General features: G+C 69.4%; 13 protein-coding genes. 4 read left to right on the forward strand and 9 right to left on the reverse strand.

Going from position 1 to position 14,136, the window contains the following annotated elements; genetic code table 11:
* Positions 1-30 precede the first annotated feature (30 nt).
* The 4 genes from ACW9TB_RS08825 to ctaC form a co-directional block, all read right to left on the reverse strand.
* Positions 31-1,263: a L,D-transpeptidase gene (locus ACW9TB_RS08825; RefSeq protein ID WP_472747436.1), complete on the reverse strand. Its 1,233-nt coding sequence runs from the start codon at positions 1,261-1,263 to the stop codon at positions 31-33.
* Positions 1,264-1,444: 181 nt separating this feature from the next.
* Positions 1,445-1,840 (reverse strand): cytochrome c oxidase subunit 4, encoded by a 396-nt coding sequence (locus ACW9TB_RS08830; RefSeq protein ID WP_386268333.1) that lies wholly within the window; start codon positions 1,838-1,840, stop codon positions 1,445-1,447.
* A complete protein-coding gene (ctaD, locus tag ACW9TB_RS08835; protein ID WP_472747437.1) occupies positions 1,837-3,495 on the reverse strand; it encodes an aa3-type cytochrome oxidase subunit I in 1,659 nt (552 codons plus the stop codon). Before ctaD ends, ACW9TB_RS08830 begins: the two co-directional genes overlap by 4 nt.
* A complete protein-coding gene (ctaC, locus tag ACW9TB_RS08840; protein WP_472747438.1) occupies positions 3,492-4,241 on the reverse strand; it encodes an aa3-type cytochrome oxidase subunit II in 750 nt (249 codons plus the stop codon). Before ctaC ends, ctaD begins: the two co-directional genes overlap by 4 nt.
* A gap of 217 nt (positions 4,242-4,458) precedes the next feature.
* Here ctaC and ACW9TB_RS08845 point away from each other — a divergent pair, with 217 nt between their 5' ends.
* From ACW9TB_RS08845 to ACW9TB_RS08855, 3 genes are all read left to right on the forward strand, one after another.
* Positions 4,459-5,595, forward strand: a complete 1,137-nt coding sequence (locus ACW9TB_RS08845; protein WP_472747439.1) for a cysteine desulfurase family protein — start codon at positions 4,459-4,461, stop codon at positions 5,593-5,595.
* A gap of 25 nt (positions 5,596-5,620) precedes the next feature.
* Positions 5,621-5,890, forward strand: coding sequence for a sulfurtransferase TusA family protein (locus tag ACW9TB_RS08850; protein WP_472747440.1), 270 nt, complete (start codon positions 5,621-5,623; stop codon positions 5,888-5,890).
* A 61-nt stretch (positions 5,891-5,951) separates the two neighbouring features.
* Positions 5,952-6,374 carry a CBS domain-containing protein gene (locus ACW9TB_RS08855; RefSeq protein WP_472747441.1) on the forward strand — a complete coding sequence of 141 codons (423 nt, stop codon included), beginning with the start codon at positions 5,952-5,954 and terminating at the stop codon, positions 6,372-6,374.
* 179 nt (positions 6,375-6,553) lie between these two features.
* Here ACW9TB_RS08855 and ACW9TB_RS08860 read toward each other — a convergent pair whose 3' ends face one another.
* Together ACW9TB_RS08860 and ACW9TB_RS08865 are read right to left on the reverse strand one after the other, a co-directional pair.
* Positions 6,554-7,540 carry a carbohydrate kinase family protein gene (locus ACW9TB_RS08860; RefSeq protein WP_472747442.1) on the reverse strand — a complete coding sequence of 329 codons (987 nt, stop codon included), beginning with the start codon at positions 7,538-7,540 and terminating at the stop codon, positions 6,554-6,556.
* A 199-nt stretch (positions 7,541-7,739) separates the two neighbouring features.
* Complete coding sequence (locus tag ACW9TB_RS08865) at positions 7,740-8,093, reverse strand: HesB/IscA family protein (protein WP_030910261.1); 354 nt, start codon at positions 8,091-8,093, stop codon at positions 7,740-7,742.
* A gap of 211 nt (positions 8,094-8,304) precedes the next feature.
* Here ACW9TB_RS08865 and nadA point away from each other — a divergent pair, with 211 nt between their 5' ends.
* The gene (gene nadA, locus ACW9TB_RS08870) at positions 8,305-9,459 is read left to right on the forward strand and encodes a quinolinate synthase NadA (protein ID WP_472747443.1); all 1,155 of its coding nucleotides are present in this window, start codon (positions 8,305-8,307) and stop codon (positions 9,457-9,459) included.
* A 205-nt stretch (positions 9,460-9,664) separates the two neighbouring features.
* Here nadA and ACW9TB_RS08875 read toward each other — a convergent pair whose 3' ends face one another.
* From ACW9TB_RS08875 to ACW9TB_RS08885, 3 genes are all read right to left on the reverse strand, one after another.
* A complete protein-coding gene (locus ACW9TB_RS08875; RefSeq protein WP_472747444.1) occupies positions 9,665-10,399 on the reverse strand; it encodes an SIMPL domain-containing protein in 735 nt (244 codons plus the stop codon).
* Positions 10,400-10,769: 370 nt separating this feature from the next.
* Positions 10,770-11,522, reverse strand: a complete 753-nt coding sequence (locus ACW9TB_RS08880; protein ID WP_472747445.1) for a maleylpyruvate isomerase family mycothiol-dependent enzyme — start codon at positions 11,520-11,522, stop codon at positions 10,770-10,772.
* A 1-nt stretch (position 11,523) separates the two neighbouring features.
* Positions 11,524-14,103 (reverse strand): serine/threonine protein kinase, encoded by a 2,580-nt coding sequence (locus ACW9TB_RS08885; RefSeq protein ID WP_472747446.1) that lies wholly within the window; start codon positions 14,101-14,103, stop codon positions 11,524-11,526.
* Positions 14,104-14,136: the final 33 nt, after the last annotated feature.

The raw sequence follows: 14,136 nt of genomic DNA on the forward strand, positions 1-14,136 counted from the left end.
GCGCCCGGAGCGGATGCCGAGACGCCGAGGTCAGACGTCGTCGGTGTTGAAGTGCTTGAGGCTGCTCCACTGGAGCCACTGCTTCCAGGTCTCCTGCCACTGGCCCCACCCGTTGGTGGGCTCCAGGACGCGGGGCGAGCCGGTGATGATGATCGGGTCCCCGATCAGGGTGTTGTCGAGGAACCACTTGGCGTTGCTCGGGCTCACGTTCACACAGCCGTGGCTGACGTTGGAGTTGCCCTGGGAGCCGACCGACCACGGGGCGCTGTGGATGTACTCGCCGCTGTTGGAGATGCGGACGGTGTCGTAGACGGTCAGCTGGTAGTAACCGGCCGAGCCGGGGCCGATGCCCGGGGAGGTCATGACGGTGACGTCCTCCCTGGACATGGCGAGGTGCACGCCGCTGGTCGTGTGGTACTTCCAGGTGCCGCCCTGCCCGGCGCTCATCGGCATCTCGCGGACGACCCTGCCGTTGCGCTTCACCGTGAGGTTGTGCGACTGGACGCTGCCCCGGGTGATCTGCGAACGGCCGATCTTGAAGTTGACGGTCTTGTTCGCGGCCCCGTACAGGCCGGCGCCGCCGCGTACGCCCGCGAGGCGGGCCTCGACCCGCACCCTGGTGCCGGAGGGCCAGAACTTCTTCGGGCGGAAGTGGACGTTCCGGTTGTCGAACCAGTGCCACGCGCCCAGGACCGGCCTGGAGGTACGGACGAGCAGGTTGCGCTCGATGGAGACCCTGTCGGTGACGTCGCGGTCAAAGGTGATCATCACCGGCATGCCGACGCCGACGGTCAGGCCGGTCGAGTCCCTGCCCGGCATGAAGTTCTCGATCGCGAAGGTCTCCTTCCCCTTCACCGTGGAGAAGGAGGAGGTCGTGGTGGTGACGGCGCCCGCCGGGTTGACGGCCGTCGCGGAGACCTCATAGGAGGCCCCCGGAGCCGCCATGCCGCGGCTGCGCCACTGTGTGCCGTCGGCACTGAGAACGCCCGGCAGGACGCCCTTGGCGCCCCTGACGGCCTTCACGGTGACCTGCCTGAGGGTGCCGCCCTGCGCGGCGATCAGGACGGGGGTGTCGGTGGGGACACCCGTGGCCCTGTCGAGGGGGGCCACGGTGACGACGGCCGCCGCGGCGGCGGACGGCGCCTGTGACGTCTGGGACGCCTGGCCACTCTGTACGTCGGTGTTTCCCGAGCAGGAGGCCGTCACCAGTGCGAGGGCAAGCAGTCCCGCTCCCTGGCTCGAACCACGGATCGCGTGCCCCACTTGAACTCCCCTGTCCGGACTGAACCACTGATTCAGTTATTACCCGGAGTAAGCGGTTCACCACATAAGACATCCACCTTGAGCGCCAAATAAACGCCAAAAAGCGGGCCACGGAAGTTTTTCCGTGGCCCGCTCAGGGTGCGGTGAGGTGCGGGGCCCTCAGGATCCGGGCCCTACGGGGTCAGTGCGAGAAGTTGCCCCGGTAGTACTCGAAGACGAAGCCGATCATGCTCATCAGGATCGCGAACACGCCGATCAGGAACAGCCACCAGCCGATGACCAGGCCGACCGCGCTGAGCGCGACGGCCAGGCAGACGAAGAGCGGCCACCAGCTGTGCGGGCTGAAGAAGCCGAGCTCCCCGGCGCCCTCGCTGATCTCGCCCTGCTTGTCGTCCTCCGGCTGCTCGCCGATGCGGCGGGCCGTGTACATGAGGTAGTAGCCGATCATGAACGCGAAGCCCACCGAGATGGCCATCGCGGTCGTGCCGACCGGCTCCTTGGACCAGTACCAGTAGACGACGTCCACGGCGGCGAAGAAGACGCCGCAGAGGATGAACAGCCAGCCCTGGACCTTCATCGGTTCTCCTCCAGCTCATGGGCCGGGATGTGCGGGTGCTTGAGGTCGAACGCCGGGCGCTCGGACCGGATGCGGGGCAGCGAGGTGAAGTTGTGCCTCGGCGGCGGGCAGGACGTCGCCCATTCGAGCGAGTTGCCGTACCCCCACGGGTCGTCCACGGTGACCTTCGGCGCGGTCTTGTGGGTCTTCCACACGTTGTAGAGGAACGGCAGCGTGGAGGCGCCCAGCAGGAACGCGCCCACCGAGGAGACCATGTTGAGGTCGGTGAAGCCGTCGATCGGGCTGTAGTCGGCGTAGCGGCGCGGGAAGCCCTGCGCGCCGAGCCAGTGCTGCACCAGGAAGGTGGTGTGGAAGCCGATGAACAGCGTCCAGAAGTGCACCTTGCCGAGGGTGTCGTTCAGCATCTTGCCGGTGAACTTGGGCCACCAGAAGTAGAAGCCCGCGAACATCGCGAACACCACGGTGCCGAAGACCACGTAGTGGAAGTGCGCCACCACGAAGTACGAGTCGGACACCTGGAAGTCCAGCGGCGGGGAGGCGAGGATGACGCCGGTCAGGCCGCCGAACAGGAACGTCACCAGGAAGCCGATCGAGAACAGCATCGGCGACTCGAACGACAGGTGGCCGCGCCACATGGTGCCGATCCAGTTGAAGAACTTCACTCCGGTGGGCACCGCGATGAGGAACGTCATGAAGGAGAAGAACGGCAGCAGCACCTGTCCCGTGGGGAACATGTGGTGCGCCCACACGGTGATCGACAGGCCCGCGATGGCGATCGTCGCGCCGACCAGGCCGATGTAGCCGAACAGCGGCTTGCGGCTGAAGACCGGCAGCACCTCGGTCACGATGCCGAAGAACGGCAACGCGATGATGTAGACCTCCGGATGCCCGAAGAACCAGAAGAGGTGCTGCCAGAGCAGCGCGCCGCCGGTCTGGGAGTCGAAGATGTGCGTGCCGAGCTTGCGGTCGGCCTCCAGCGCCAGCAGCGCGGCGGCCAGCACCGGGAAGGCCATCAGCACCAGGATCGAGGTGAGCAGGACGTTCCAGGTGAACATCGGCAGGCGGAACATGGTCATGCCGGGCGCGCGCATGCAGATGATCGTGGTGATGAAGTTCACCGAGCCGAGGATCGTGCCCAGACCGCTGATGGTCAGGCCGACGATCCACAGGTCGCCGCCGATTCCCGGGGAGCTGATCGCGTTCGACAGCGGGGTGTAGGCGAACCAGCCGAAGCTGGCCGCGCCGCCCGGGGTGAGGAACCCCGACAGGGCGATGAGGCTGCCGAAGGTGAAGAGCCAGTAGCTGACCATGTTCAGTCGCGGGAAGGCGACGTCGGGGGCGCCGATCTGCAGCGGCATGAGCTCGTTGGCGAAGCCCGCGAACAGCGGGGTCGCGAACATCAGCAGCATGATGGTGCCGTGCATGGTGAACAGCTGGTTGAACTGCTCGTTGCTGGTCAGCTGGAGACCCGGCTGCGCCAGCTCCGCCCTCATGATCAGCGCCATGACGCCGCCGATCAGGAAGAAGATGAACGAGGTGATGAGGTACAGGTGTCCAATGATCTTGTGATCGGTGGACGACGCCCACTTCGTGATGATCGAACCCTTGCGGGTCGGCACCGGGGAGAGGACGAGGGGTTCGTTAAGTGCGGTCACTGGGCACCCGCCTGGCTAGCGATGTACTGGTCGAACTCGGCCGGGGGGACGAGCTTCACCGAGAAGAGCATCCTGCTGTGGTCGACACCGCAGAGCTCGGCGCATCGTCCGGCGTAGACGCCGGGCTTGTCCAGGGTCTCGACCTCGAACTTGTTGTTCACCCCGGGGATCACGTCGAGCTTGAAGTGAAAGGCCGGGACCCAGAAGGAGTGGATGACGTCCGGCGAGTGGAGATCGAACCTGATCTTCTTACCGGCCGGAAGCACCAGCTGCGGCCCCTTGGTGTAGTCGGCGGCGGGCTGGCCGACCACCTGGGCGGTCTTGCCGTTGTACTCCGTGGTGAAGCGCCAGCTCCACTGGAAGCCCTCGACCTTGACCGTCACGTCGGGCTTGGCGGACATGCTGGTGATGTAGTTCTGGTCCCGCGCGGTGAAGAAGAAGAAGACGCCGACCATGATGATCGGCACCACCGTGTAGAGGATCTCGATCGGGAGGTTGTACCGCACCTGGGGCGGCAGCTCCTCCTTGGAGTTCTTCTTCTTGCGGTGGAAGGCAACGGACCAGAGGATCAGGCCCCACACGACCACACCGGTGGCGAGGGCGGCGATCCACGAGCCGTTCCACAGGTTCTGGACGGCGTCGGACTGCTTGGTGATGCCCTCGGGCAGGCCTGCTCGGGACCAGTCTTCGGCACTGCACGCCGTCAGGGAAACCAGCAGCAGCGCCAGAGCGGCAGCGCGTGGCACCCGGCGGCGGGCCAACGGACGCCGTGCAGAACGGCGGGTCGGACTCACGGATCGCCTACCCCACAGAGGAAGCCCAGGAGTCGCTCCTGGGCGGTCGTTTGTTCACGTTCAAGATTTCGTAGTTCACAGCTTCACGCTGGGGGACACATTAGCGCGGACACCCCTCGCCCTCCCCCGCAGCCCCCGCCCGCACCGCGCGTGGTGCGACGATTGGGACGTGGCGTACTTCGACGCGGCCTCCACGGAGCCGCTGCACCCTCAGGCGCGCGAGGCTCTGATCGCGGCCCTCGACGTCGGCTGGGCCGACCCCGCGAGACTGTACGGTTCCGCCCGCCGGGCAAGGATGTTACTGGAACAGGCGAGGACCGAGGTGGCCGAGGCACTGGGCGCCAGGCCGGACGAGGTCTCCTTCACCTCCTCCGGCACCCAGGCGGTGCACCTGGGCGTGCTCGGCACCCTGCACGGGCGCCGCAGGACCGGCCGCCGCCTGGTCACCTCGGCCGTGGAGCACTCCAGCGTGCTGCACGCGGCCGGTATCCACGAGCGCGACGGCGGCTCGGTGGAGACGGTCGGCGTCGGCATCACCGGCGCGGTCGACCCCGGCGCCTTCGGCGAGGAGGTCCGCGCCGAGGGCACGGCCCTGGCCTGCCTGCAGAGCGCCAACCACGAGGTGGGCACGCTCCAGCCGGTCGCCGAGGCGGCGGCGGCGTGCGCGGAGGCGGGGGTGCCCCTGCTGGTGGACGCGGCCCAGACGGCGGGCAGGATGCCGCTGCCGCCCGGCTGGTCGGTGCTGGCCGCCAGCGCCCACAAGTGGGGCGGCCCCGCCGGGGTCGGCGTGCTGGTGGTCCGCAAGGGCACCCGGTGGCGCACCCCGCTGCCCGAGGACGACCGCGAGCGCCGCCGGGTCCCCGGGTTCGAGAACGTCCCGGCGATCGTCGCGGCGGCCGCCGCGCTGCGCGCCACGGTGGCCGAGTCGGCCATGGAGTCGGCCAGGCTCTCGGCGCTCGTGGACCGGATCAGGACCGAGGTGCCCCGGCTGGTCCCGGACGTCGAGGTCATCGGCGATCCGTTCGCGCGAGCACCGCACATTGTCACCTTTTCGTGTCTTTACGTGGAAGGTGAGGCATTGCTCACGGAACTCGATAAAGCCGGATTCTCGGTATCGTCCGGCAGCTCCTGCACGGCGAGTACGCTTCGTCCGTCGCATGTTTTGGAGGCCATGGGCGTGCTCACGCACGGGAACGTCCGCGTTTCGCTACCCCGGGGCGCCTCGGCGACGGATGTCGACCGTTTCCTCACCCTTCTGCCGGACACGGTGCGGAGGATCCGCGAGGAGGCGGGGGTCAAGCTTTGATCAACATTCGGGGAGTGAAGACGTGATGACGTCCAGCCAGGCCACTCCGGCGGGATCGGCGCAGCCTCCGGCCCTGACGATCGACGCGCTGGGCAAGAAGTGCCCGATCCCGATCATCATGCTGGCGGCGCAGATCAACGACGTGCCGCGCAACGGGATCGTCGCGGTCCTCGCCGACGACCCGGCCGCCTTCAGCGACATCCCGGCCTGGTGCCGGTTGAAGTCACACCACCACGTGGGCAGCTACGAGCTCCCCGAGCGCGGCTGGGCCATCCACGTACGCCGTAATTACTGACATGTCCTGAAATTGGGTATGACCCTCCCCGAAAACACGCCAAACGGTTCGGGGGACGGACATGAGCGGTGAGACGGCCAGAGATCTGATGAACGCCGGGGTCCGGTGCGTCGAGGCACACGAGACACTCGACCGGGCGGCGCAGATGATGCGGGACATGAACGTGGGCGCGCTGCCCATCTGCGGCAGCGACGACCGGTTGAAGGGGATCATCACCGACCGCGACATCGTGGTCAGGTGCGTGGCACACGGCCAGGACCCCTCCAAGATGACCGCGGGAGACCTGGCGACCGGCCTGGTCTGGGTGTCGGCGGACGCGAGCGTCGAGCAGGCGCTGGCCAAGATGGAGCAGAACCAGATCCGGCGGCTGCCGGTGATCGAGGACGGCCGCATCGTCGGCATGATCACCGAGGCCGACCTGGCCAGGAAACTGCCCGACGACAAGCTGGCCGAGTTCGTGCACCGCGTCTACGCGAGCGGCTGACACCCGGCCCGCATCCCGCGGCGCCTTCGCGAGCGTCCCGCGGCGGCTTCGCGTACGCGAGCGGCCTGCACCTGGCCGGTACGAGCGGCCGGGCCACCGGCGGGCGACGGCCCGGCCGGTGGCCCGATCGGCGGTTCATAAGAGAGGGCGCCCAGGAAAGACCCCGGGGCCGTGGCGCCTCAGGCGTGGTGGCACTTCACGAAGGCGGCCACCTCAGCGGCGGCGTCGGCGCCGTAGGCGTCGGCGAAGCGCTCCAGGAAGACCTTCTGGCCCAGCTCGTACTCCTGGCCGCCGACCTGCTCCAGGACGTGGGTGGCGGTGAGGTTGCCGACCTGGCCGCAGCGCTCCGGGGACAGGCCCCAGGCCAGGGCGGACAGGAAGCCGGAGCGGAAGGCGTCGCCCACGCCGGTGGGGTCGGCCTTGCCGAGCTCGGGCGCCGGGGGGACGTGCAGGGACGGCTCGCCCTTGCGGTCGATGACGACGCCCTTGGGACCGAGCGTGGTGACGCGGACGCCGACGCGGTCGAGGATCTCCTCGTCGCTCCAGCCGGTCTTCTGCTCGATCATGCCCTTCTCGTAGTCGTTGCCGAACAGGTAGGCGGCGCCGTCGACGAGCTCGCGGATCTGCTCCCCGGGCATGCGGGCGAGCTGCTGGGAGGGGTCGGCGGCGAACGGGATCGCGCGCTGACGCGCCTCCGCGGTGTGCCTGAGCATCGCGTCGGGGTCGTTGGGGCTGATCAGCACCAGGTCCAGGCCGCCGACCCGTTCGGCCACCGGGCCGAGCTCGATGAGGCGGGCCTCGGCCATCGCGCCGGTGTAGAACGACGCGATCTGGTTGTGGTCGTCGTCGGTCGTACACAGGAAGCGGGCGGTGTGGTGCGTCTCCGAGACGTGGATGGAATCGCAGTCGACGCCGTGGCGCTCCAGCCAGGAGCGGTAGTCGGCGAAGTCCGCGCCGACCGCGCCGACCAGGACGGGGCTGAGCCCCAGGCAGCCCATTCCGAACGCGATGTTGGCCGCGCAGCCCCCTCGGCGGACCTGCAGGTCGTCCACGAGGAACGACAGGGAGACCCGGTCGAGCTGACCGGCGATGAGCTGGTCGCTGAAGCGGCCGGGGAAGGTCATCAGTTGATCGGTCGCGATTGAGCCGGTGACGGCGATGCGCACGGGGTTCTTCTCCTCGTTGTCAGCATCTCTGGGAACGCGGGCGATTGAGCCACGCGGGAAGATGAGCCACGCAAGAATACGCGACCTTCCCCGCACCTCGCTCGCATCTGCCCGCTACCCCGATCGCGCGCGCCAAAGCCCCCCGGGGGTGACCAATCTCATCCCCGGGGGGCCAGGCGTTCTCGTCTGTCCGGCTCGCCTAGTTGAACGAGTCTCCACAGGCGCACGAGCCGGTGGCGTTCGGGTTGTCGATCGTGAAGCCCTGCTTCTCGATCGTGTCGACGAAGTCGACGGTGGCGCCCACGAGGTAGGGGGCGCTCATCCGGTCGGTGACCACGCTCACGCCGTCGAAGTCGGAGACGACGTCGCCGTCCATCGAACGGTCGTCGAAGAAGAGCTGGTAACGCAGGCCGGAACAGCCGCCGGGCTGCACGGCCACGCGCAGCTGGAGACCTTCCTCGCCCTGCTGCTCCAGCAGGCTCTTGACCTTCGCCGCGGCCGCGGAACTGAGGATCAGGCCCTGTGCCGTGGTCTCGCTGCTCTCAACCGACATGTTGGTGACTCCCGCGTCTGCGTCAGCCGCTCGCCGGGAACGGCTGTCTGTTAATGACGTCCTTCTCAGACGCTACCAACACCCGCCCCCCGGCACACATTCCTCAGACGCCAGAACCATCCGCCCTTGGACAAACCCCCCTCCCCCGGAATAAAGCCCCAATCCCATGTGTCATCATTAGTCGTCACTTCGACGATAAGGGGGTGTGGCCGTGACGACCACCGAGACCGGGCTTCCGCTCTTCGTCCTCGGCAGGGGTGTCGACCCGCACAGCGAGCGCGGTGTCGACTGTCCCGGCGAGCTGCCGTCCGCTTCCGACCCGGCGCTCGTGGAGCGCGCCAGGAGGGCGAAGGCGGCGCTCGGCGACAGGGTCTTCGTGCTGGGCCACCACTACCAGCGCGACGAGGTCATCCAGTTCGCCGACGTGACCGGCGACTCGTTCAAACTCGCGAAGGAGGCCGCGGCCCGCCCCGACGCCGAGTACATCGTCTTCTGCGGCGTGCACTTCATGGCCGAGTCCGCCGACATCCTCACGTCGAGCTCCCAGAAGGTCGTCCTGCCCGACCTCGCGGCCGGGTGCTCGATGGCCGACATGGCCACCTTCGACCAGGTCGAGGAGTGCTGGGAGGCCCTGGAGGACGCGGGGATCGCCGGGGTCACCGTCCCCGTCACCTACATGAACTCCAGCGCCGACATCAAGGCGTTCTGCGGGCGCAACGGCGGTGCCGTGTGCACCTCCTCCAACGCCAGGCGCGCCCTGGAGTGGGCCTTCTCACGCGGGGAGAAGGTGCTCTTCCTTCCCGACCAGCACCTGGGCCGCAACACCGCGGTGCTGGAGATGGGCCTGTCGCTGGACGACTGCGTCGTCTACAACCCGCACCGGCCGAACGGCGGCCTCACCGCCGAGCAGCTCGGGAACGCCAAGGTGATCCTGTGGAAGGGGCACTGCTCGGTGCACGGCCGCTTCAGCGCCGAGTGCGTGGACGACGTACGGGCCCGCATCCCCGGCGTCAACGTGCTGGTCCACCCCGAGTGCAGGCACGAGGTCGTCACCAAGGCCGACCACGTCGGTTCGACCGAGTACATCATCAAGAAGATCGAGGAGGCTCCGGCCGGGTCCTCCTGGGCGGTGGGCACCGAGCTGAACCTGGTCAAGCGGCTCGGCGCCATGTTCCCCGACAAGGACGTGACGTTCCTGGACCGGACGGTCTGCTACTGCTCGACGATGAACCGGATCGACCTTCCGCACCTGGTGTGGGCGCTGGAGTCGCTCGCCTCCGGCCAGGTCGTCAACCAGATCACCGTGGACGACGACACCGCCCACTGGGCCGGGGTCGCCCTGGACCGGATGCTGGCCCTGCCCTAACCGCCTGAACGGTCTCAACGGTTTGAACCGTTTTGACCGTCTGGACAGCCCCGGTCCGGCCTGCCGGGGCCTGGTACGGGTGTCCCGCGGCTCCGCCCCGACCTCAGGGTGGACGGGCCCCGGCGGGTGGTAACCCGCCGGGGCCCGTCGCGTGCCGGGGACCTGTCGCGTACCCGGGGTCGGGGGAGCACCGCGTGAGCGGGGCCTATTCGAGCTCGTAGACCACCCTGACGCTGACGGCCACGTTCCGGCGGCCGGGGCTGATCGACGCCTTGTCGGCGCTCGCGGCGAAGCCGAGGACCGGCGTCGGCGGGGTGCCGCTCTGCTCGCTGATCTCCATGACGCGGCCGAGCCCGCGGCTCGCGAGCTGGGCGTACTGCGCGGCGCGGCTTCTGGCGTCCTTGAAGGCGGCCTCGCGCGCCAGCCTGAGCTGCGCGTTGTTGTCGGACACCTCGAAGGTGACACCGTCGAACCGGACCGCCTCCCCGACGGTGGCCGCCGCCTCCACCACGTCGTCCGCGTCGTCGATGTCGCGCACCACGGCCTCGACACCCTGCGTGGCCCGGTAGCCGGAGATCGTGGGATATTCCTTGTACTCGGGGCCGAGGGTCAGCTCGTCGGTCCGCAGGTCCCTGGCCGCGATCCCGGCCGCGAGCAGCGCCCGCGTCAGCGCGGCGGCGGCGGTACGGGCGTCGGCGAACGCCGCCCCGGCGGTGGGGCGGCGCACCTCGACACCGGTGTCCAGCCGCATGATGTCGGGGGTCGCGGACACGCTGCCCTCTCCCACGACCGTGATCTGGGGGCGGTGCCCCTCCACGGTCACCGCGGAGGGCGCGGGGGGCGCGGAGTCGGCGAGCGCGGCACCGCCGGGCAGATCGGCGAAGAACAGTCCCGTGGAGACGAGCACGGCCGACGTGACCGCCTGAGACAGCTTGATCATGAAGTCATGGCACCACGGGACCGCGGTCGCGGCGGCGAGCCCTGCGCGGCCCCTGTCGTGTCTTGGCCGAATACCGGACCGGTATTTTGCGTTCGACCAGATTAGGCCCAGGCCGGACCCAGATCAGGCTCAGGCCGGACAGGGACCTGATCCGGGCGGCGGAGGAGTGGCCCCGGCCCGGATCCGGACGGGTCCCGCCCCATCTCGCGCTCGCCCGAGGTGAACCCGGGACGCGCGAAGACCTGGTCCGGATCCTGAACCCGGGCCGCGCGAAGACCTGGTCCGAGCAGTGAACCCGGGCCGCGCGAAGACCTGGTCCGAGCACCGAACCCGGGCCGCGCGGAAATCTGATTCAGTCGGTGGACCCGGCCTAGACCCGGGCAAGCCCCCGCCACCAGCCCAGCAGCCCGCCGTCGCCCTCGACGGCGTAGTCGTCGGGGCTGCGCCGCCCCCACACGACCTGGAGCAGGTCGGCCGACGTGGCGGCGAGGACGGTCACCGTACCCGGCTGCAGGGACCGCCGGTAGTGGAAGCGGTCGGGGTCAAGGGTGATCACCCACCCGGCTCCGGTGTCGGCCTGAAGGGAGATCGTCTCGCCCCCGCCCCTGAGCTCGGCCACGTCCGGGTTCCACTTCACGTACGGCAGGACGTCGAGGAACTCCTCGACCCCGTCGGCCGCCACGTGCTCGGGGATCATGACCGGGACGCCCACCGCGAGCTCGGCGTCCACCCGGTGCACCACGGTCTCGTGGAGCATCCGCCTCGACCAGAACCCCACCCGCTTCTCCCCGCCCCAGGACCACATCGGCGCCTGCGGGTCCCGCGCGAGCAGCGCCTCGGACAGGATGCCCGCACCCTCGCCGAGCCAGGCGGAATAGCCGCCCGGGTCGGCGGGCAGGCCCATGTCCATGCCGTCGCGTTCGTAGCGCCGCTCGGCCAGGTCGCGCACCATCGCGGCCACCCACCGGTGCACACCTCCGGTGTGGGTGGCGAGCCTCGCCAGATCCCAGCCGGGACAGGTCAGCACGGAGACGGACATGTCACGTCCCCGTAGGACGTCGGCCATCCGGGCGATCTCCGTGGCGGCGGCCGCGGTGTGCTCGGCGTGGGTCCACTCCCTCATGTCAGCCCTCTCGCGTGAAGCGCATGAACTGCTTTTCGTACTCCTTGGCGTCGGTGCTGGTGGCCAGTACCCGCTGCACCTTCCCCGTGAAGTCGAACACCACCGCCTCGTAGCCGGAGCCCTTGCTCCGCCAGCCCGCGATGTGCTCGTCGTCGTACCAGCCGATGAGCCGCTTCGTCTCGAACGGGATCCGGACCTTCGCCGGGGCGTCGGAGCCGGTGGACCAGACGCAGATCTCCTTCTTGCTCTCCTTGCAGTACGTCAGCAGAGAGGAGCCGGACGGGGAGATGTCGTCGCCCTCGACCGTGATCGGGGTGCCCACGTCCAGGAGGGTCTGCAGCACGGTGCCCTGTGTGTCGTAGAAGCGGATGCGCTGGGTCTTTCCGGTCAGTGCCCAGGTGCCGACGGCCCGGCCGTCGCCTCGCCAGAAATAGCTCCACTTGCCCGCGTCCTTCTCCTTCACGCGGACGACCTTCGCCTTCTTCGTGGCGACGTCGATGATCGCGAAGCCGTACTCCTTGCTGATGTCGCCGACCGCCTCGTAGAGGGTGACCAGGCCGCGTTTGCCGTCCGGCGACCACTGCGGAAGCGTCGGATAGACCGGCGCCTTGGTGATCCTGATCCTACTCGCCGCACCGGATCGGTGATCGATGATCGACACGATCGCGTAGCTCTGCGCGTCGTATATCCGGTCGGTGCCCAGCGCCTGGGTGCCCTCGGCGTTGACCGTGTACTGGAAGTACTTGCCGTTCTTGACGAACTGCTCGGTGCCCTGCTTCCGGACGTAGAGGGTCTTGTCCCATTCGAGGCTGTAGGAGCTCAGCTTGATCGGGTCCTGGTCGCTCTCGTGGAGCGTGAGCGAGGTGCCGGGCAGTTTGATCGTGCTGTCGGCCTCCGGCACCGTCGGAGCGGTGGGAGCCGGGGTCCTCGCGGTCGTCGTGACGCCCGCCCTGGGGGTCGGCGTCTCGGGGGTGGTGCCGCGCAGCAGCAGCACGACGCCCCCGGCCACGAGGGCGGTGACCAGCACGCCCCCCACGATCGCCGGCCATGTCCGGCGCCCGCGCCGGGCGGGGTCCGCCTGCCCCGGGTACGCCGGTGATCCGGGGTTCCGGTACGGGGCCCCCTCGGCGGAGGGGTAGGTCGCGGGACCGCTGTTGTAGGGCTGGGGTCCGGGGTGCCCCGGATATCCCGGCCGCGGGTGCCCTGGGTTCTGCGGGGGGTAGCCGCCCGCGTAGCCGTCGGAGCCGGGATACTCGCCGACGGGCCGCGTGGCGGGGTAGCCATGGGGTTCGGCCTGCTGAGGGTGCTGGGCGTGCTGGGGATACTGCTCCTGGCCACGCGGGTCGGACCACTGCGGGTTCTGGGCCTGGCCGCGCGGATTCGACTGCTGCGGATGCGCGGCGCGCGGATCCGGCTGCTGATGCGGGGCGTAGCCGTGGGGGTGCGACTGCTGCGGGTGCGCGGCGTGACCGCGCGGGTCGGACTGCTGGGGGTGCTGGGCGTAACCGGCGGGACCGCCCTGGGGCCCCTGCGCCGGATATCCCCCGCCCGGCCCGCCCTGCTGGGCGAACGGCTGCGGCCCGGAGTGCTGCCGGTAGCCCTGCTGGGCCTGGTCGTCGCCCGGACGCCTGTACCCGTACGCGGTCCGCTCAGGACCGTTCCCGCCGGGGCCGGTCTGCTGCGCCGCGGCGGCCGAGCCCTCGGCGAGGATGCCGCTCGGCGCGGTGGGCGGCGCGGCACCGGTCGCGCCGCCCGTACCACCTGGGCCGCCCGCGTGGCCGAGCAGCCGCAGCAGCGCCTCACCCGCCGCGGGCCGCTGGGCGGCGTCCTTGGACAGGCACTGCCCGACCAGGTCGCGCAGCGCCGGATCGGCGATCGCCCCCAGGTCCGGCTCCATGTTCATGATCCGGTTGAAGATCGCCGGAAGGCTGTCCGTGCCGAACGGCGGCTGCCCGGTGGCCGCGAAGACCATCGTGCAGCCCCACGCGAACATGTCGGCGGGCGATCCCGCGTTCTCCCCGGCCAGCTGCTCGGGGGTCATGTACGAAGGGGTGCCGATCGCCATCGCGGTCAGCGTGGAGGTCCGGTCGAGCGCCTTGGCGATGCCGAAGTCGATCACCCGGGGGCCGTCGGAGGCCAGCAGCACGTTGGACGGCTTGAAGTCGCGGTGCACGATGCCCGCCTGGTGGATCGCGACGAGCGCGGTGACCGTGCCGATCGCCAGGCGGTGCAGGCCCGCGCCCTCGCGCGGGCCCTCGGTGGTCACGACCGCGTCGAGCGTCGGGCCGTCGATGTACTCGCTGACGATGTACGGGCGGTGCTGGTCGACCCCCGTCTCGATCACCGCGGCGGTGCAGAAGGGCGCGACGCGCTGGGTCGTGCTGACCTCGCGGACGAAACGTTCCATCGCCTCCTCGTCCTGCGTGAGGTCCGCGCGGAGCAACTTGACCGCGACACGCGCTCCCGCCGGGGAAACGCCCAGGTAGACCGTTCCCTGGCCTCCCTCGCCGAGCCGGGCGGTGAGCCGGTACTCCCGCACGTGCTCGGGATCCCCGGGCCGCAAGGACGCGAGGTCCGCCATGGTCACACCCTTCTCCCGTGATGAATGCCGGTC

Source organism: Streptosporangium sp. H13245 (genome assembly GCF_055690525.1).

Coding starts and splice junctions, on each gene's coding strand:
- ACW9TB_RS08830 (WP_386268333.1), bottom strand. CDS start 1,840: ATGAAGGTCCAGGGCTGGCTGTTCATCCTCTGCGGCGTCTTCTTCGCC.
- ACW9TB_RS08850 (WP_472747440.1), top strand. CDS start 5,621: ATGACGTCCAGCCAGGCCACTCCGGCGGGATCGGCGCAGCCTCCGGCC.
- ACW9TB_RS08855 (WP_472747441.1), top strand. CDS start 5,952: ATGAGCGGTGAGACGGCCAGAGATCTGATGAACGCCGGGGTCCGGTGC.
- ACW9TB_RS08865 (WP_030910261.1), bottom strand. CDS start 8,093: ATGTCGGTTGAGAGCAGCGAGACCACGGCACAGGGCCTGATCCTCAGT.
- ACW9TB_RS08875 (WP_472747444.1), bottom strand. CDS start 10,399: ATGATCAAGCTGTCTCAGGCGGTCACGTCGGCCGTGCTCGTCTCCACG.
- ACW9TB_RS08880 (WP_472747445.1), bottom strand. CDS start 11,522: ATGAGGGAGTGGACCCACGCCGAGCACACCGCGGCCGCCGCCACGGAG.
- ACW9TB_RS08885 (WP_472747446.1), bottom strand. CDS start 14,103: ATGGCGGACCTCGCGTCCTTGCGGCCCGGGGATCCCGAGCACGTGCGG.